Genomic DNA, 17,584 nt, shown 5'->3' with positions numbered 1-17,584 from the left:
TGACTCTCAGTTAATTCGTATAAAATAGCGTGTATCATAGAGGTTTTGCCCATCACGGGCGACCAGGAGCCAGGGCGATTGAGTAAAAATAAACTCTCCAAAGGTCAGCAGCGCCGCGTAAAGGCCAATCATCAGCGTCGGCTTAAGCAGTCGACGGAGAAGGCCGATTACGATGACAACCTGTTTGGCGAACCGCGCGAAGGCACGGTCATCAGCCGGTTTGGCATGCATGCGGACGTGGAGTCGGCAGACGGCGCCGTGCACCGCTGCAACATCCGCCGCACTATCCGTTCGCTGGTAACCGGCGATCGCGTGGTGTGGCGCCCGGCGAAAGAGGCCACCGAAGGGGTGACCATCAATGGCATCGTGGAAGCGGTGCATGAGCGCACCTCGGTACTGACGCGCCCGGATTATTACGATGGCGTGAAGCCCGTCGCCGCCAATATCGACCAGATTGTTATCGTCTCCGCCATTTTACCGGAGCTGTCGCTGAACATTATCGACCGCTACCTGGTGGCTTGCGAAACCCTGGAGATTGAACCCCTTATCGTGCTTAACAAAATCGACCTGCTGGATGAAGAAGGCATGAATTTTGTTAATGAACAGATGGATATCTACCGCGGTATTGGTTATCGCGTGCTGCTGGTCTCAAGCCATGCTGAGCACGGGCTGGAAGCGCTGGAGCAGGCGCTTATCGGTCGCATCAGCATTTTCGCCGGCCAGTCCGGCGTCGGCAAATCAAGTCTGCTGAACGCCCTGCTGGGGCTCAAAGAGGATGAAATCCTCACGAACGACGTCTCGGATGTCTCCGGCCTCGGCCAACACACCACGACGGCAGCCCGCCTTTATCACTTCCCGCATGGCGGCGATGTGATTGACTCCCCAGGCGTGCGCGAATTCGGTCTCTGGCACCTTGAGCCGGAACAAATCACCCACGGTTTTGTCGAATTTCACGACTATTTAGGCACTTGTAAATACCGCGATTGCCGCCACGATAATGACCCAGGTTGCGCCATTCGCGCGGCGGTGGAGCGCGGCGAAATCGCCGAAAGCCGTTTCGACAACTATCACCGTATTCTGGAAAGTATGGCGCAGGTAAAAACGCGTAAAAGCTTTTCTGAAACCGACGACTGACAATTAAGCTGGGCGTCGCTAAAATCGCCCCTTTTTTTCTGCGATGCCCGCTCCGCCGCGCGCGGAACGGGCCAGGACTGGCAAAATACTTAGCCTGGAGGCTACCTTGCTAAACGACATCAAACTTTCGCTTCAATACCTTCTGCCGAAACTGTGGCTCACTCGCCTGGCGGGCTGGGGCGCAAGTAAGCGTGCCGGCTGGCTGACCAAACTGGTTATCGACCTGTTTGTGAAATATTACAAGGTCAACATGAAAGAGGCGCAGAAGCCGGATACCGCCAGCTACCGCACCTTTAATGAATTCTTTGTTCGCCCGCTGCGCGACGACGTGCGTCCGGTGAATACCGATCCGAACGTGCTGGTGATGCCAGCCGATGGCGTTATCAGTCAGTTAGGGCGCATCGAAAACGACAAGATCCTGCAGGCGAAAGGCCATAATTACAGCCTGGAAGCGCTGCTGGCGGGCAATTACATTATGGCGGACCTGTTCCGCAACGGCGCTTTCGCCACCACGTATCTCTCGCCGCGTGACTACCACCGCGTCCACATGCCGTGCAACGGTATCCTGCGCGAGATGATCTACGTGCCGGGCGATCTCTTCTCCGTTAACCATCTGACGGCGCAGAACGTGCCTAACCTGTTTGCCCGTAACGAGCGCGTTATCTGCCTGTTCGATACCGAATTCGGCCCGATGGCGCAAATTCTGGTCGGCGCGACGATCGTCGGCAGCATTGAAACCGTCTGGGCGGGCACTATCAACCCGCCGCGCGAAGGCGTTATTAAGCGCTGGACCTGGCCGGAAGGCGAGAGCGAAGGCGCCGTGGCGCTGCTGAAGGGCCAGGAGATGGGCCGCTTCAAGCTTGGCTCTACGGTTATCAACCTGTTCGCGCCGGGTAAAGTCGAGTTGGTAGGGCATCTGCAAAGCCTGTCAGTGACCCGTCTTGGCGAACCGCTGGCGGTCTCCACCGAAGCCGTGGCTGCAGACACTGCGCCTGCCATTATCCCGGCGCAGGAAGTTCAGGCCGAGCGCGAAGCCAACCCGCTGGTCGACGACAAAGAAGAAGGTTAACAGCACAACCAAAGGTAGACTGACGTGCGCCTGATTATCACTATACTGATGGCCTGGTGCCTCAGCCTGGGGGCGTACGCCGCGACGGCCCCCGATGCAAAACAGATAGCCCAGGAACTGGAGCAGGCGAAGGCTGCTAAAGATCAGCCGAATCAGCCGGAAACGGTAGAGACGCTCCAGTCCGCCCTCAACGCGCTTGAGGAGCGTAAAGCCTCCCTCGAGCGCGCCCAGCAGTATCAGGACGTTATCGATAATTTCCCTAAACTATCGCAAACGCTGCGCCAGCAGCTCGGCAGCCTGCGCGATGAGCCCAAAAGCGTGCCTGCGGGCCTGACTACCGACGCGCTCAATCAGGAGATTGTGCAAGTCAGCAGCCAGTTGCTGGATAAAAGCCGCCTGGCGCAACAGGAGCAGGACCGCGCCCGGGAAATCGCCGATTCGTTAAGCCAGTTGCCCCAACAGCAAACCGACGCCCGTCGCCAGTTGAATGAAGTGGAACGCCGCGCCGGCGGCCAGAACGGGGCCAGCGGTCCGCTCGCTCAGGCGCAAAGCCTCGCCGCCCAGGCGGAATCGGCGCGGTTGAAGGCGCTGGTGGATGAACTGGAACTGGCGCAGCTCTCCGCCAGCAACCGTCAGGAGCTTTCGCGCCTGCGCGCGGAACTGGCGCAAAAACAGGCGGAACAGCTGGATGCGTATCTTCAGGCGCTGCGCAATCACCTCAACAACCAGCGGCAGAAAGAGGCGGAACAGGCGCTGGAGAGCACCGAGATGCTCGCTGAAAACAGTGCCAACCTGCCGCCAGAGATCCTCCAGCAGTTTAAAATCAACCGTGAACTCTCGCAGGCGTTGAACCAGCAGGCGCAGCGCATGGATCTCGTCGCCTCGCAGCAGCGCCAGGCCACCGGACAGACCCTGCAGGTACGCCAGGCTTTAACCACGCTTCGCGAGCAGTCGCAATGGTTAGGCGTTTCCAACGTGCTTGGCGAAGCGCTGCGCGCGCAGGTAGCGCGTTTACCCGAAATGCCTAAACCGCAGCAGCTTGATACCGAAATGGCCCAGCTTCGCGTTCACCGCATGCGCTATGAGGATTTGCTGAATAAACAGCCCCAGTTGCGCCAGATCCGTCAGGCGGACGGCCAGCGACTGACCGCCGAGCAGAACCGTATCCTTGAGGCGCAGCTGCGCACCCAGCGCGAATTGCTCAACTCGCTGCTTCAGGGCGGCGATACGCTGCTGCTGGAGCTGACCAAGCTGAAAGTCTCCAATAGCCAGCTTGAGGATGCGCTTAAAGAGGTGAACGAAGCGACGCACCGCTATCTGTTCTGGACCTCGGACGTCAGCCCGCTCACTTTCGCCTGGCCGCTGGAAATCGTGCAGGATCTGCGCCGCCTGATTTCGCTCGATACCTTCGGCCAGCTTGGCAAAGCCGCCATCATGATGGTGACCAGCAAAGAGACGCTGTTGCCGCTTTTCGGCGCGCTGCTGCTGGTAGGCTTTAGCATTAGCTCACGCCGCCATTTTACCGCCTTCCTTGAGCGCTCCAGCGCGAAGGTGGGTAAAGTGACGCAGGACCACTTCCGCCTGACGCTGCGCACCGTTTTCTGGTCGGTACTGGTGGCGTCGCCGCTGCCGGTGCTATGGGCGACGCTCGGTTACGGCCTGCGGGAGGCCTGGCCTTACCCTATCGCCGTGGCGGTCGGGGATGGCGTAACGGCGACGGTTCCGCTGCTGTGGGTGGTCATGATTTGCGCCACCTTTGCCCGCTCCAACGGCCTGTTCATCGTCCACTTCGGCTGGCCGCGCAACCGCGTGGCGCGGGCAATGCGCTATTACCTGATGAGCATCGGCTTCATTGTGCCGCTTATCATGGCGCTCATCATGTTTGATAACCTCAACGACCGGGAGTTTTCCGGCTCGCTTGGGCGACTGTGCTTTGTGCTGATTTGCGGCGCGCTGGCGATAGTCACGCTAAGCCTCAAGCGCGCGGGCATTCCGCTTTACCTTGATAAAGAGGGCAACGGCGATAATTGGGTAAACCGCCTGCTATGGAACCTGATGCTGTGCGCGCCGCTTACCGCTATTCTCGCGGCGGCGGTGGGCTACCTGGCTACGGCGCAGGCGTTGCTGGCGCGTCTGGAAACGTCGGTCGCCATCTGGTTCCTGCTGCTGGTGGTCTATCACATTATCCGCCGCTGGATGTTTATTCAGCGCCGCCGTCTGGCGTTTGATCGCGCCAAGCAACGCCGTGCGGAGATCCTCGCCCAGCGCGCCCGCGGCGAAGAAGAGCCGGTCCAGTCGCACAGCACGGAAGGAACGGCGGAAGTGGAAGTGGCGGAGATCGATCTCGATACCATCAGCGCCCAGTCGCTGCGGCTGGTGCGCTCGATCCTGACGCTTATCGCCCTGCTCTCGGTCATCGTGTTGTGGTCGGAAATTCATTCAGCGTTTGGCTTCCTTGAGAACATCACGCTGTGGGACGTGACCTCCACGGTGAAAGGGGTGGAAAGTCTGGAGCCGATAACGCTCGGCGCGGTGCTTATCGCCATTCTGGTGTTCATCGTCACGACGCAACTGGTGCGTAACCTGCCTGCGCTGCTGGAGCTGGCGCTGCTGCAGCACCTTGAATTGACGCCCGGCACCGGTTACGCCATTACCACTATCACCAAATACCTGCTGATGCTGTTCGGCGGGCTGGTGGGCTTCTCGATGATTGGCATCGAGTGGTCAAAGCTGCAGTGGCTGGTAGCCGCGCTGGGTGTAGGGCTTGGCTTTGGTTTACAGGAGATCTTCGCCAACTTTATCTCCGGCCTGATTATTCTCTTCGAAAAACCGATCCGCATTGGCGATACGGTAACCATTCGCGATTTAACCGGCAGCGTGACGCGCATTAACACCCGCGCCACCACCATCAGCGACTGGGACCGCAAAGAGATCATCGTGCCGAACAAGGCGTTTATCACCGAACAGTTCATCAACTGGTCGCTCTCCGACTCGGTTACCCGCGTGGTGCTGACAGTGCCCGCGCCGGTGGACGCCAACAGCGAAGAGGTCACGCAGTTACTATATCGGGCCGCAGAGAAGTGCAGCTATGTGATAGACAACCCGCCGCCGGAAGTCTTCCTGGTGGATCTGCAACAGGGCATTCAGCTGTTTGAGCTGCGCATCCACGCGGCGGAGATGGGCCACCGCATGCCGCTGCGCCATGAAATCCATCAGCTGATTTTGCAAGGTTTCCGCGAGCACGGCATCGACCTGCCCTTCCCGCCTTTCCAGATGCGTCTCGAAAGCCTGGACGGCAGGCGCACCGCGCGAACCTTCACCTCCGCCGGGAAAACCACCCGCGCGCCGGGAAGCTTGTAATAAAAAAGGGAGCCAGATGGCTCCCTTTTTTTCGGGCGAATCGACAGACGAAAAGAGTGTGTTGCCGGGCCAGGGTGGGCGTCGTTATTAGCGCTGGAACGCGCCATTTGCGATGCATATTCCCGTCAGCGTTAAGCGCTTATCAGGCCCGGTCCACCGTAAAAGCAATCACCTCAGACAGGCTTTCCGCGCCCAGCGCCAGCATAATCAGGCGGTCAACGCCCAGCGCCACGCCGGAACAGTCCGGCAGGCCCGCTTCCAGCGCGCCCAGCAGGTTATAATCCACCGGCTGCTGTTCCAGCCCGCGCGCTGCGCGCTTGCGGTTATCCTGCTCAAAACGCTGGCGCTGTTCGCGCGCGTCGGTCAGCTCGTGGAAACCGTTCGCCAGCTCAATACCTTTAAAATAAACCTCGAAACGCTCCGCCACGCGGTGGTCTTCCGTGCTGATCTGCGCAAGCGCCGCCTGGCTTGCCGGGAAATGGTAGACAAAGGCCGGACGCTCTTTACCGATGTGCGGCTCTACGCCCATGGTGAACAGCAACTGCAGCAGCGTATCGCGATCCTCTTCCGTATCGGCGATGTTGCTTAAATCGAGCCTCGCCGCCGCTTCCCGCAGCTGGGTTTTATCCGCCGACAGCGGGTCGATTTCAAGGTGGCGTAAAAATGCTTGCTGATAAGAGAGGCTTTCCGCTGGCTGGCACTCCAGCACCTGCTGCAGCAGGTCATCTACCTCATTCATCAGGCGGTACATATCATAGTGCGGACGATACCACTCCAGCATGGTGAATTCCGGGTTGTGGTGACGCCCCATCTCTTCATTACGGAAGCTGCGGCAAAGCTGGAACACCGGGCCGCAGCCCGCCGCCAGCAAGCGCTTCATGTGGTATTCCGGGCTGGTCATCAGGTAGAGATCGAGCCCCTGCGAATGGCCAGGGCCCACGAAGCGAGTTTTGAACGGGAAAAGGTGAATATCAGTCACCGTCGCCTGGCTCATGCAGGGGGTTTCCACCTCCAGAACGCAGCGGTCCGCAAAAAAACGGCGGATCTCCGCCATGATCGCGGCGCGCTTCAACAGGTTGGGGATGGATGCGCTCGGCTGCCAGCTGGCCGTCTCGCTCATGGTGCTTTTCTCCTAAGACAAACAAGGGCACGAAGTCTACTCGTTACCGCGCCACGAGACAAATTTTGCGCAATAGCGGTTTATCCTTCGCCCCCACCCTGAGCTGGATGATAAAAGCCTGCCAGAACGGCAAAAAAATCGATCGGGTCAAATTTCCTTATCATTGGCGCGGTTATACTCGATTACCCACAAAGGAGCAGGGGAATCGTTTCGCAGCGGCGTCAGCTTGTCGTTTTTACTCCCCCTGGGCAGTAACGCGTTGCGAAAAAACCAAAATCTGGAGGAATGTCGTGCAAATCTTTCAAGCCGATCTTGCCGTGATAGGCGCCGGTGGAGCGGGACTTCGTACTGCCATAGCCGCAGCGCAAGCCAATCCCAATGCGAAAATCGCTTTGATTTCTAAAGTTTATCCTATGCGCAGCCACACCGTCGCCGCTGAAGGCGGATCGGCGGCTGTCGCCCAGGATCATGACAGTTTCGATTACCATTTCCACGACACTGTTGCTGGCGGCGACTGGCTCTGCGAGCAAGATGTCGTTGACTACTTCGTGCATCACTGCCCGACGGAGATGACCCAACTGGAGCAGTGGGGCTGCCCCTGGAGCCGCCGCCCGGACGGATCGGTGAATGTGCGCCGCTTCGGCGGCATGAAGATTGAGCGTACCTGGTTCGCTGCGGATAAAACCGGCTTCCATATGCTCCACACTCTCTTCCAGACCTCCCTACAATTTCCGCAAATTCAGCGCTTCGACGAACATTTCGTACTCGACCTGCTGGTTGATGACGGCCAGGCGCGCGGACTGGTAGCGATGAACATGATGGAAGGCCAGCTTGTGCAAATCCGCGCCAACGCGGTGGTGCTGGCCACGGGCGGCGCAGGCCGCGTCTATCGCTACAACACCAACGGCGGCATCGTTACCGGCGACGGAATGGGCATGGCGCTGGCGCATGGCGTACCGCTGCGCGACATGGAATTTGTGCAGTACCACCCCACCGGGCTGCCCGGCTCCGGCATCCTGATGACCGAAGGGTGTCGCGGCGAAGGCGGCATCCTGGTGAATAAAGACGGCTACCGCTACCTGCAGGATTACGGCATGGGCCCGGAAACGCCGCTTGGCGAGCCGAAGAACAAATATATGGAGCTCGGCCCACGCGATAAAGTCTCGCAGGCTTTCTGGCACGAATGGCGCAAGGGCAATACCATCGCCACGCCGCGCGGCGATGTGGTTTATCTCGATTTGCGCCACCTCGGCGAGAAAAAACTGCTGGAGCGGCTGCCGTTTATCTGCGAGCTGGCGAAAGCCTATGTCGGCGTCGACCCGGTAAAAGAACCGATTCCGGTGCGTCCGACGGCTCATTACACCATGGGCGGCATCGAAACCAATCAGCAGTGCGAAACTCGCATCAAGGGGCTCTTTGCCGTAGGGGAATGTTCAAGCGTCGGGCTGCACGGCGCCAACCGCCTTGGCTCTAATTCGCTGGCGGAGCTGGTGGTATTTGGCCGCCTCGCGGGCGAGCAGGCGATGGCCCGGGCGAACGAAGCGCAACCGGCGAACGAGGCAGCGCTTAGCGCGCAGGCCACCGACGTTGAAGGGCGCCTGAAAGCGTTGGTTAATCAGCAGGGCAATGAAAGCTGGGCGAAAATTCGCGATGAGATGGGCCTTTCCATGGAAGAAGGCTGCGGTATTTATCGCACGCCAGAGCTGATGCAGAAAACCATCGACAAGCTTGCCGAGCTGCAAGAGCGCTTTAAGCGCGTTCGCATTACCGACACCTCCAGCGTTTTCAATACCGATCTGCTCTACACCATTGAGCTGGGTCATGGCCTTAACGTCGCCGAATGCATGGCCCATTCCGCTATGGCGCGTAAAGAGTCGCGCGGCGCGCACCAGCGCCTTGATGAAGGTTGTACTGAGCGCGATGACGTCAACTTCCTGAAACATACCCTCGCCTTCCGCAATGCGGACGGTACTACCCGTCTCGACTACAGCGACGTGAAAATCACGACGCTGCCGCCAGCGAAACGCGTTTACGGGGCGGAAGCGGAAGCGGCCGAGAAGAAGGAGCAGGCGAATGGCTGAGATGAAAAACCTGAAAATAGAAGTGGTGCGCTATAACCCGGAAACCGACAGCGCCCCGCACAGCGCGTTTTACGAGGTGCCCTGGGATGAGCAAACGTCATTACTGGACGCATTAGGCTACATCAAAGATAACCTGGCGGCGGACTTAAGCTATCGCTGGTCGTGCCGCATGGCGATTTGCGGCTCCTGCGGCATGATGGTCAACAACGTGCCGAAGCTTGCCTGCAAAACGTTCCTGCGCGACTACCCCGGCGGCATGAAGGTCGAGGCGCTGGCGAACTTCCCTGTAGAGCGCGATTTGGTAGTCGATATGACCCACTTTATCGAAAGCCTCGAAGCGATTAAGCCTTATATCATCGGCAACCCGCGTACGCCGGAGCAAGGTCCGAACACCCAGACGCCGGCGCAGATGGCGAAGTATCACCAGTTCTCAGGCTGCATCAACTGCGGCCTGTGCTACGCCGCTTGCCCGCAGTTCGGCCTGAACCCGGAGTTTATCGGCCCGGCGGCTATTACGCTTGCCCATCGCTATAACCTCGACAGCCGCGATCGCGGCAAAAAGGCGCGCATGGCGCAACTGAACGGCCAGAACGGCGTCTGGACCTGCACCTTCGTCGGCTTCTGCTCAGAAGTGTGCCCGAAACATGTCGACCCGGCCGCCGCTATTCAGCAGGGCAAAGTGGAAAGTTCGAAAGACTTTCTGATTGCCACCCTGAAACCTCGCTAAGGAGCGCTCAATGACGACTAAACGTAAACCTTATGTGCGGACCATGACGCCCACCTGGTGGCAAAAGCTGGGGTTCTATCGCTTTTATATGCTGAGGGAAGGTACGTCCATTCCCACCGTCTGGTTCAGCATTGTGCTGATTTACGGCCTGTTTGCCGTAAAAAACGGCCCGGAATCCTGGGCGTCGTTTGTCGGTTTCCTGCAAAACCCGATTGTGGTGATTTTAAACCTGATAACGCTTGCGGCAGCGCTGCTGCATACCAAAACCTGGTTCGAACTGGCGCCTAAAGCGGCCAATATCATTGTTAAAGACGAAAAGTTGGGCCCGGAGCCGGTAATAAAAGGGTTATGGGCGGCAGCCGCCGTCGTGACCGTTGTGGTTCTGTTTGTCGCCCTGTTCTGGTAAGGAGAAAGCCGTGATAAATTCCAACCCGAAACGTTCCGACGAGCCGGTCTTCTGGGGGCTGTTTGGCGCAGGCGGCATGTGGGGCGCTCTTTTTGCGCCGGTTATCGTGCTGCTGGTCGGCATCCTGCTGCCGCTCGGTCTCTATCCGGGCGAGGCGTTAAGTTATGATCGCGTGCTGGCGTTCGCCCAGAGTTTTATCGGCCGCCTGTTTATCTTCCTGATGATTGTTCTGCCGCTGTGGTGCGGATTACACCGCATCCATCACGGCATGCACGACCTGAAAATCCATGTGCCGAGCGGCAAATGGGTATTCTATGGTCTCGCCGCCATCCTGACGGTGGTGACGTTAATTGGGGTCATTACGCTTTGAAAAGCCCTTAGCAAAAAAGCCTGCCGGTCGGCGGGCTTTTTTTATGCGCGGCGTCATCCTTTTCGCCTCTGTTCGTCGCCGCAGCCATAAGCAAAAACTTCCCGCCCCTTCTACACTTAGCAAAAAAGGTCAAAAGGAATGCGTTATGAGACTTCTGCCCATCGTTACCACCGCCGCCGTTGCGTTTCTGGTCGTCGCCTGTAGTACCCCAACGCCTCCCCGCGGCGTTACCGTTGTCGAAAACTTTAACTCCACCCGCTATCTTGGAAAATGGTATGAAATCGCCCGTTTTGATCACCGCTTCGAACGGGGACTTGAACAAGTCACCGCAACCTACAGCCTGCGCGAAGATGGCGGCCTGAACGTCGTCAACCGCGGCTATAATGTTGATCGCGGTATGTGGCAGGAAACCGACGGACGAGCCTACTTTACCGGTAGCCCTAATCGCGCCGCGCTGAAAGTTTCGTTTTTTGGCCCCTTCTATGGCGGCTATAACGTGATCGCGCTGGATAAAGATTACCAGCATGCGCTGGTGTGCGGGCCGAATCGCGACTATCTGTGGATACTGTCCCGAACGCCGACCATCAGCCCGCAGGTAAAACAGCAAATGCTGGATGCCGCGACCCGGCAGGGTTTTGCCGTGGAAAAATTGCTGTGGATAAAGCAGAAACCGGTTTAATGCGTACTGAATTTTAGCCCTACAATTCCCACGACTATTAGGGCGAGGCTCGCGATACGCGCGAGACTCGCCGATTCCCCTAACAGCACGATGCCAGCGATGGCGGCGCCAACCGCGCCAATCCCTGTCCAGACCGCATAAGCGGTGCCAGTAGGCAGCGTTTTCATAGCAAATGACAGCAAAACAATGCTGATAATCATTGAGGCGATGGTAATCAGGCTCGGCAGCAGCCGGGTAAAACCGTGCGTGTATTTCAGGCCGACAGCCCAAACCACTTCAAGCAGACCAGCGATAAGAAGAATAAGCCAGGACATAAAGATGACTCCCGTTCGTGCTGGGGTCGTCCCCGATCCATAAGACGCGCTTACGGGTCGTCCCGTAAGGCCAGTGGAAAAACGTATAGATGATCCCTCTGCCAGCGCAGAAAAGCAACCCACCCGACTGAATTTCGGTTAAGAACAAGATTTTAGATAAGAAACGCGTTAAGCGCAGAAATAGGCGTCATAGTGCCCGTAGATCCACGATTTATCGCCGTTAAATCCTCTTATGATGGTTATTCAGTGACCTCTTGTCCGACCCCCTGATTACGAAGCTAACCATGTATAAAATTTTACTCATTGACCACTGTTATTTTAGCCGTCTTGGCATGGTGGGCTGGCTCAATCACTCTGAGTACTTTGAAGCGCCTTTTGCGATCACAGCAACAGACCACCTTCTGCGCGCAAGGGAGTACATCCTGCAATGGCAGCCCGATCTGGTTGTGGCCGACCTGCATAGTTTTATGTCGGATATTCATCACATCAGTCAGCTTTCTTCTATTTTCGCCGCCTGCGGTAAATACACCCGCCTGTTATTGCTGCAAAGCGGCACGTCAGAAGCGCTGGAACATTATTGCGAAACGCATAAGCCATGGAAGACGGTTGAAAAGTCTATCCCGCTTGGCAATTTGCAAACCGTTATTGAAGAGGCGATGCAAACGCAGCCGCTAACGCGTGAAGCTCGCACCGTAACGTCTCTGCTCACCTTGCGTGAAGAGCGAATTTTAAAATGGTGGACGGACGGAATCGCAAATGAAGTGATTGCCCGCAATATGGGGATCGCGGTTAAGACGGTTTACACCTACAAGCGGAATATTCGCATGAAGCTCGGCGTGGATAACCGCTTCTCGCTGTTTGTTCCGCAGCAGGAACTGCGGGTGGAATAAACGGTACGGCACAGTCAGCCGTACCGCCTACTGAGATTACTGCTGGGCTTTAGTGGCCGCGCCGGAAATTGCGCTGCCGCCGCTCTGAATATCTTCGCCCACGCCGCGAGTGGTGTTGCAGGCAGTCAGCAGAGAAGAAAGCACCAGTGCAGAAAAGAGCGCCGCCATTGTTTTCTTAGCCATAATTTCTTCCTTTTGTTACCAATGTTGTTTGTGTATAGCCACTTAAGCATAGACAAATTCCCGGAAAGCGACGGGAAAGGAGAAATTTTTAGGAGAATTAGAGGCTAGCGGGCAGCGCGTTCTATCGCATTGCCAAGTTGCTGCACATCTTCAACGATACCGCGCGCGGTGTTGCAGCCGCTCAGAAGCGCGCCGGAAAAGAGCGCCAGAAGAAGATAGCTAATAAAGGTTTTCATCGGTTTGCCATCCCTGAAGCAACGGTGTGGCGGACGCCACACCGCATAGCGAACGTGAACTTATTTCACGCGAGATACGTATTCGCCAGAGCGGGTATCTACTTTAATCACTTCGCCAATCTGTACGAACAGCGGCACTTTCACCACAGCGCCAGTGGACAGGGTAGCAGGTTTGCCGCCGGTGCCTGCGGTATCGCCTTTCAGACCCGGATCGGTATCAACGATTTCCAGTTCAACGAAGTTCGGCGGCGTAACGGAGATAGGCTGGCCGTTCCACAGGGTCACGATGCACTCAGCCTGATCCAGCAGCCATTTCGCGTTGTCGCCTACGGCTTTGGCGTCAGCAGCCAGCTGCTCGAAGGTTTCGTTGTTCATGAAGTGCCAGAACTCACCGTCGTTGTAGAGGTAAGTCAGGTTCATATCCACAACGTCTGCGCCTTCGGCGGAGTCGGTGGATTTGAAGGTTTTTTCGAGGCGGGAACCTGTCAGCAGACGGCGCAGCTTAACGCGCGCGAACGCCTGACCTTTACCCGGTTTCACGAATTCGCTGGATTCAACGGCGTAAGGTTCGCCATCCAACATGATTTTAAGACCGGCACGAAAATCGTTGCTAGAATAAGTCGCCATAAGGCCCTCTGAAATTGTTAACTGGTAGCTAAGCCACAAAATGGCGCATATTGTAACCCTAAATCCCCCATCCAGAGAAGATTGGTTATCGCAACTTGCCGATGTTGTTACCGATCCCGATGAGCTGCTTCAGCTTCTGAATATTGATACAAACGCCGAACTGCAGGCCGGACGAGACGCCCGTCGCCTGTTTGCGCTGCGCGTGCCGCGCGCGTTTATCGCCCGCATGGAGAAGGGAAACCCCAACGATCCGCTTTTGCGTCAGGTACTTACTTCACGCGAAGAGTTCATCGCCGCGCCCGGCTTCTCCACCGATCCGTTGGAAGAGCAGCACAGCGTGGTGCCGGGACTGCTGCATAAATACCGCAATCGCGCCCTGCTGCTGGTAAAAGGCGGTTGCGCGGTAAATTGCCGTTACTGCTTCCGCCGCCATTTCCCCTATGCGGATAACCAGGGCAACAAGCGTAACTGGCAGGCGGCGCTGGATTACATCGCCGCACACCCGGAACTTGATGAGATAATCTTTTCCGGCGGCGATCCGCTGATGGCGAAAGACAGGGAGCTGGACTGGCTGATAGCTGGCCTGGAGGCTATCCCGCATATCAAAAGGCTGCGCATTCACAGCCGTCTGCCGATAGTCATTCCGGCGCGTATTACCGATGAGCTGACAGCGCGGCTTGAACGTTCCTCGCTTCAGGTATTGCTGGTCAACCATATCAACCACGCCCGCGAGATTGATGAGGAATTTCGCGGCGCGATGGCGCGGTTGCGCAAAGCGGGCGTGACGCTGCTAAACCAGAGCGTGCTGCTGCGGGGAGTAAACGATAGCGCCCCGACACTTGCCGAGCTCAGCAACGCGCTGTTCGATGCGGGCGTGATGCCCTATTACCTGCATGTGCTGGATAAAGTGCAGGGCGCAGCGCATTTCATGGTCAGCGATGAAGAAGCCCGACGCATTATGCGCGAACTGCTGACGCTGGTTTCTGGTTATATGGTGCCGAAGCTTGCCCGCGAGATTGGCGGCGAGCCGAGCAAAACGCCGCTGGATTTGCAGCTGCGCCAGAACTGATCTAGCCAGATGAAGAGAGGATGGCGGCACTGACGCTTAGCCACCCTGCGTCGTGCAGATAGGCTGTTTTTACAAAGCGGGTAAGCGCACCCGCCCTTTTCAACAACGCTTATTCGCCGCACCGCCCGATCAGTTCGGGCACTTATAGACCTGGCCGGTCATTTTGCTGGCGGTCGGCACAAAGCTTGAAAGCAGGTTCTGCGTTGGGCTGCTTACGCCGTAAACCACATTGCCGCCCATCTGCGCAGCTTTATTGCGCAGATCGTTTGCCGCGCCGCGCATTGAGCCGCCTTCTTCTCCCTGTTGGCCGGAGAGCCAGTTGCTCTGTTCGCCGGTAGCGCTGCCGACCAGTTGGCATTCATTACCAGGCTTATCTTCCACAAAGCGAACGCTCTGACCCGCCGCTGTCAGCTGATTGCTGGAGCTACACCCTGCCAGCAGCAGTGCTGCCACAACCATTCCTGCTGAGACTTTCACGCGCATGTTATTCCTCGTTATCAGTGTGCTGGACACAGTCTGCCCGGTAAGACCTTATACTAAAAAGATGACCAAAAGAAAAACCCCCGACCATTTCTGGTACGGGGGTTCTCTTATTTCTGGGGGTCGCCCGTCATACACGACGGGCGAAGGCGATTACATCATGCCGCCCATGCCGCCCATGCCGCCCATACCGGCAGCGCCTAAGTCGGCTTTATCTTCTTTCGGCAGGTCGGTCACCATGCATTCGGTGGTGATCATCAGGCCCGCTACGGAAGAAGCGTACTGCAGTGCAGAACGGGTGACTTTGGTCGGATCCAGAATACCCATGTCGATCATGTTGCCGTATTCTTCGGTCGCCGCGTTGTAACCGTAGTTACCGTCGCCCGCTTTCACGTTGTTCGCCACAACAGACGGCTCTTCACCGGCGTTGGAAACGATCTGACGCAGCGGCGCTTCCATTGCGCGCAGCGCAACTTTGATACCGACGTTCTGGTCTTCGTTCTGGCCAGTCAGCGCAGCCAGTTTAGCCGCTACGCGCACCAGCGCCACGCCGCCACCGGCAACCACGCCTTCTTCCACCGCAGCACGGGTAGCGTGCAGGGCGTCTTCAACGCGCGCTTTCTTCTCTTTCATTTCGACTTCAGTCGCAGCGCCTACTTTGATTACCGCAACGCCGCCTGCCAGTTTCGCTACGCGCTCCTGCAGTTTTTCACGGTCGTAATCAGAGGTTGCTTCTTCGATCTGCTGACGAATCTGACCAACGCGGCCCTGGATTGCTGCTTCGTCGCCCACGCCATCGATGATGGTGGTGGTGTCTTTGTTGATAACCACGCGTTTCGCCTGGCCCAGGTCTTCCAGCGTCGCTTTTTCCAGCTCCATACCGATCTCTTCAGAGATAACGGTACCGCCAGTCAGGATAGCGATATCCTGCAGCATCGCTTTACGACGGTCGCCGAAGCCCGGCGCTTTCACCGCAGCGACTTTCACGATGCCGCGCATGGTGTTAACCACCAGGGTCGCCAGCGCTTCGCCTTCAACGTCTTCAGCCACGATAACCAGCGGTTTGCCGGCTTTCGCAACGGCTTCCAGCACCGGCAGCATTTCGCGGATGTTAGAGATTTTCTTATCAGCCAGCAGGATGAACGGGCTTTCCAGTTCTACTGCGCCAGTTTCCGGTTTGTTGATGAAGTACGGAGAGAGGTAGCCGCGATCGAACTGCATACCTTCAACCACGTCCAGCTCGTCCTGCAGACCGGTGCCTTCTTCAACGGTGATAACGCCTTCTTTGCCCACTTTCTCCATGGCTTCCGCGATCAGGGTGCCTACGGTTTCGTCGGAGTTAGCGGAGATGGTGCCTACCTGAGCGATAGCTTTAGAGTCGGAGCACGGCACAGAGAGCGCTTTCAGCTCTTCAACCGCCGCCAGCACTGCTTTGTCGATGCCGCGCTTGAGATCCATCGGGTTCATACCCGCCGCTACTGCTTTCAGGCCTTCGTTCACAATAGCCTGCGCCAGAACGGTTGCCGTGGTGGTGCCGTCGCCTGCCGCGTCATTCGCTTTGGAGGCCACTTCTTTCACCATCTGGGCGCCCATGTTCTCGAATTTGTCTTCGAGTTCGATTTCACGAGCAACGGATACGCCGTCTTTGGTGATAGTCGGTGCGCCGAAGGATTTATCCAGCACCACGTTACGGCCTTTCGGGCCCAGGGTAACTTTCACTGCATCTGCCAGCACGTTTACGCCGCGCAGCATTTTCACACGAGCGTCGCTACCGAATTTTACGTCTTTAGCTGCCATATCTTTTTTCCCTTAAATTCGTACGTTCAGTTAGTCGCGCGTGAAATTACGCTTCAACAATTGCCAGAATGTCGCTTTCGGACATGATCAGCACTTCCTGATCGTCCAGCTTCTCGGTTTTCACACCATAGCCATCATTGAAAATCACGATGTCGCCCACTTTCACATCCAGCGGCTTCACTTCGCCATTTTCAAGGATGCGGCCATTGCCAACAGCCAGCACTTCGCCGCGGGTGGATTTGCCCGCCGCGGAGCCGGTCAGAACGATGCCGCCAGCAGATTTGGATTCAACTTCTTTACGCTTGACGATCACACGATCATGCAATGGACGAATATTCATTGATAGCTCTCCTTTGAGAAAGTCCGTATCAGTTATGGGTTAGGCCGAAGCACGTATGCTCGCGGCTGGTGCCCTGAGAGATGGGGATGGGGTTTTCCCCCTTCAAGGGGGAAAATAAAAATTTTTTCGCTTTTTTATCGATCATCGCGATCGCGCTCTTCCAGACGCTTCGGCCCTTCGTCCTTACGCTGGTATTCGCCATCGAAAGTATTGCCGCCGCCCGCGCCCGCGCTAAAACCGCCGCCCGGCATGCGGCTAAAGCGCAAGTGGGGAAGCAGTTTCAGCGTCAGGTGTTTTTGCACCGGCGGCAGCAGCAGCAACAGGCCGAGGAAGTCTGTGAAGAAGCCGGGTAACAATAGCAGGAAACCGGCGATGATAAGCGAAACGCTTTTTACCATTTCCGCCGCCGGGCTTTCGCCCGCCGCCATTTTCTCCTGCATCAGCAGAAAGTTTTTCAGCCCCTGGTTGCGCACCAGCGACATGCCGATAACTGAAGTGAAGATAACCAGCACCAGCGTCAGGAAAACGCCCAACGCATGCGCGACCTGAATAAAGAGAGATATCTCAATGTAAACATAGAGAAAGATAGCAATAAAGGGTATCCAGCGCACCGGCACCTCCTGTTCTGGCGAACGCCGTTCAGCGGTCGCAAATAAACGTTTTTTCAGCAGATTAGTCAGAGATGGAGGCGCGGTAGCCAAC

General features: G+C 57.0%; 19 protein-coding genes. 10 read left to right on the top strand and 9 right to left on the bottom strand.

What is annotated here, in order from left to right; all coding sequences use genetic code 11:
* Positions 1-78 precede the first annotated feature (78 nt).
* The 3 genes from rsgA to mscM all read left to right on the top strand — a co-directional run bounded on the left by rsgA (position 79) and on the right by mscM (position 5,563).
* Positions 79-1,134 carry a small ribosomal subunit biogenesis GTPase RsgA gene (gene rsgA / locus MT962_RS21100; RefSeq protein ID WP_024557225.1) on the top strand — a complete coding sequence of 352 codons (1,056 nt, stop codon included), beginning with the start codon at positions 79-81 and terminating at the stop codon, positions 1,132-1,134.
* A gap of 106 nt (positions 1,135-1,240) precedes the next feature.
* Complete coding sequence (gene asd / locus MT962_RS21095; RefSeq protein ID WP_024557226.1) at positions 1,241-2,203, top strand: archaetidylserine decarboxylase; 963 nt, start codon at positions 1,241-1,243, stop codon at positions 2,201-2,203.
* Between the two features lie 24 nt (positions 2,204-2,227).
* The gene (mscM, locus tag MT962_RS21090) at positions 2,228-5,563 is read left to right on the top strand and encodes a miniconductance mechanosensitive channel MscM (RefSeq protein ID WP_247366357.1); all 3,336 of its coding nucleotides are present in this window, start codon (positions 2,228-2,230) and stop codon (positions 5,561-5,563) included.
* Between the two features lie 142 nt (positions 5,564-5,705).
* On the opposite strand, the gene epmA is transcribed toward mscM, so the two are convergent.
* Positions 5,706-6,683, bottom strand: a complete 978-nt coding sequence (gene epmA, locus MT962_RS21085) for an elongation factor P--(R)-beta-lysine ligase (RefSeq protein WP_024557228.1) — start codon at positions 6,681-6,683, stop codon at positions 5,706-5,708.
* Between the two features lie 290 nt (positions 6,684-6,973).
* On the opposite strand from epmA, the gene frdA reads away from it, so the two are divergent.
* The 5 genes from frdA (at position 6,974) to MT962_RS21060 (ending at position 10,946) form a co-directional block, all read left to right on the top strand.
* Entirely contained in the window at positions 6,974-8,764 is a 1,791-nt protein-coding gene (frdA, locus tag MT962_RS21080) for a fumarate reductase (quinol) flavoprotein subunit (protein WP_024557229.1), read from the top strand.
* On the top strand, positions 8,757-9,491 hold the full coding sequence (locus MT962_RS21075) for a succinate dehydrogenase/fumarate reductase iron-sulfur subunit (protein ID WP_024557230.1): 735 nt from the start codon (positions 8,757-8,759) through the stop codon (positions 9,489-9,491). Before frdA ends, MT962_RS21075 begins: the two co-directional genes overlap by 8 nt.
* A gap of 10 nt (positions 9,492-9,501) precedes the next feature.
* A complete protein-coding gene (gene frdC / locus MT962_RS21070) occupies positions 9,502-9,897 on the top strand; it encodes a fumarate reductase subunit FrdC (protein ID WP_024557231.1) in 396 nt (131 codons plus the stop codon).
* A gap of 10 nt (positions 9,898-9,907) precedes the next feature.
* Entirely contained in the window at positions 9,908-10,267 is a 360-nt protein-coding gene (gene frdD / locus MT962_RS21065) for a fumarate reductase subunit FrdD (RefSeq protein ID WP_024557232.1), read from the top strand.
* 145 nt (positions 10,268-10,412) lie between these two features.
* Positions 10,413-10,946, top strand: coding sequence for a lipocalin family protein (locus MT962_RS21060; RefSeq protein WP_048887124.1), 534 nt, complete (start codon positions 10,413-10,415; stop codon positions 10,944-10,946).
* On the opposite strand, the gene sugE is transcribed toward MT962_RS21060, so the two are convergent.
* Positions 10,943-11,260: a quaternary ammonium compound efflux SMR transporter SugE gene (sugE, locus tag MT962_RS21055; RefSeq protein ID WP_024560641.1), complete on the bottom strand. Its 318-nt coding sequence runs from the start codon at positions 11,258-11,260 to the stop codon at positions 10,943-10,945. The genes MT962_RS21060 and sugE overlap by 4 nt on opposite strands.
* A gap of 284 nt (positions 11,261-11,544) precedes the next feature.
* Between sugE and MT962_RS21050 the strand changes: the two genes are divergently transcribed.
* Positions 11,545-12,150 carry a LuxR C-terminal-related transcriptional regulator gene (locus tag MT962_RS21050; protein ID WP_024557235.1) on the top strand — a complete coding sequence of 202 codons (606 nt, stop codon included), beginning with the start codon at positions 11,545-11,547 and terminating at the stop codon, positions 12,148-12,150.
* Between the two features lie 36 nt (positions 12,151-12,186).
* Here the strand turns inward: MT962_RS21050 and ecnB are convergent, their stop codons facing one another.
* From ecnB to efp, 3 genes are all read right to left on the bottom strand, one after another.
* The gene (gene ecnB, locus MT962_RS21045) at positions 12,187-12,333 is read right to left on the bottom strand and encodes a lipoprotein toxin entericidin B (RefSeq protein WP_024553405.1); all 147 of its coding nucleotides are present in this window, start codon (positions 12,331-12,333) and stop codon (positions 12,187-12,189) included.
* Between the two features lie 104 nt (positions 12,334-12,437).
* Entirely contained in the window at positions 12,438-12,569 is a 132-nt protein-coding gene (locus MT962_RS21040) for an entericidin EcnA/B family protein (RefSeq protein WP_247366356.1), read from the bottom strand.
* Between the two features lie 60 nt (positions 12,570-12,629).
* Complete coding sequence (gene efp / locus MT962_RS21035; protein ID WP_024557236.1) at positions 12,630-13,196, bottom strand: elongation factor P; 567 nt, start codon at positions 13,194-13,196, stop codon at positions 12,630-12,632.
* A gap of 40 nt (positions 13,197-13,236) precedes the next feature.
* Between efp and epmB the strand changes: the two genes are divergently transcribed.
* Complete coding sequence (epmB, locus tag MT962_RS21030) at positions 13,237-14,265, top strand: EF-P beta-lysylation protein EpmB (RefSeq protein ID WP_024560640.1); 1,029 nt, start codon at positions 13,237-13,239, stop codon at positions 14,263-14,265.
* A gap of 129 nt (positions 14,266-14,394) precedes the next feature.
* On the opposite strand, the gene MT962_RS21025 is transcribed toward epmB, so the two are convergent.
* The 4 genes from MT962_RS21025 to MT962_RS21010 form a co-directional block, all read right to left on the bottom strand.
* Positions 14,395-14,748: a DUF4156 domain-containing protein gene (locus MT962_RS21025; RefSeq protein ID WP_029696937.1), complete on the bottom strand. Its 354-nt coding sequence runs from the start codon at positions 14,746-14,748 to the stop codon at positions 14,395-14,397.
* 150 nt (positions 14,749-14,898) lie between these two features.
* Entirely contained in the window at positions 14,899-16,542 is a 1,644-nt protein-coding gene (groL, locus tag MT962_RS21020; protein WP_024557239.1) for a chaperonin GroEL, read from the bottom strand.
* Positions 16,543-16,588: 46 nt separating this feature from the next.
* The gene (locus MT962_RS21015) at positions 16,589-16,882 is read right to left on the bottom strand and encodes a co-chaperone GroES (RefSeq protein WP_024553409.1); all 294 of its coding nucleotides are present in this window, start codon (positions 16,880-16,882) and stop codon (positions 16,589-16,591) included.
* A 134-nt stretch (positions 16,883-17,016) separates the two neighbouring features.
* Positions 17,017-17,493 (bottom strand): FxsA family protein, encoded by a 477-nt coding sequence (locus MT962_RS21010; RefSeq protein WP_024557240.1) that lies wholly within the window; start codon positions 17,491-17,493, stop codon positions 17,017-17,019.
* Positions 17,494-17,584 lie beyond the last annotated feature (91 nt).

Origin of the sequence: Franconibacter sp. IITDAS19 (assembly GCF_023079515.1) — a bacterium.
Taxonomy (GTDB): domain Bacteria; phylum Pseudomonadota; class Gammaproteobacteria; order Enterobacterales; family Enterobacteriaceae; genus Franconibacter; species Franconibacter pulveris.
Note: the sequence above shows the minus strand (reverse complement) of the source record. Positions and strands in the feature narration are given on the sequence as shown.

Coding starts and splice junctions, on each gene's coding strand:
- epmA (WP_024557228.1), bottom strand. CDS start 6,683: ATGAGCGAGACGGCCAGCTGGCAGCCGAGCGCATCCATCCCCAACCTG.
- MT962_RS21075 (WP_024557230.1), top strand. CDS start 8,757: ATGGCTGAGATGAAAAACCTGAAAATAGAAGTGGTGCGCTATAACCCG.
- frdC (WP_024557231.1), top strand. CDS start 9,502: ATGACGACTAAACGTAAACCTTATGTGCGGACCATGACGCCCACCTGG.
- MT962_RS21060 (WP_048887124.1), top strand. CDS start 10,413: ATGAGACTTCTGCCCATCGTTACCACCGCCGCCGTTGCGTTTCTGGTC.
- sugE (WP_024560641.1), bottom strand. CDS start 11,260: ATGTCCTGGCTTATTCTTCTTATCGCTGGTCTGCTTGAAGTGGTTTGG.
- MT962_RS21050 (WP_024557235.1), top strand. CDS start 11,545: ATGTATAAAATTTTACTCATTGACCACTGTTATTTTAGCCGTCTTGGC.
- ecnB (WP_024553405.1), bottom strand. CDS start 12,333: ATGGCTAAGAAAACAATGGCGGCGCTCTTTTCTGCACTGGTGCTTTCT.
- MT962_RS21040 (WP_247366356.1), bottom strand. CDS start 12,569: ATGAAAACCTTTATTAGCTATCTTCTTCTGGCGCTCTTTTCCGGCGCG.
- efp (WP_024557236.1), bottom strand. CDS start 13,196: ATGGCGACTTATTCTAGCAACGATTTTCGTGCCGGTCTTAAAATCATG.
- epmB (WP_024560640.1), top strand. CDS start 13,237: ATGGCGCATATTGTAACCCTAAATCCCCCATCCAGAGAAGATTGGTTA.
- MT962_RS21025 (WP_029696937.1), bottom strand. CDS start 14,748: ATGCGCGTGAAAGTCTCAGCAGGAATGGTTGTGGCAGCACTGCTGCTG.
- groL (WP_024557239.1), bottom strand. CDS start 16,542: ATGGCAGCTAAAGACGTAAAATTCGGTAGCGACGCTCGTGTGAAAATG.
- MT962_RS21015 (WP_024553409.1), bottom strand. CDS start 16,882: ATGAATATTCGTCCATTGCATGATCGTGTGATCGTCAAGCGTAAAGAA.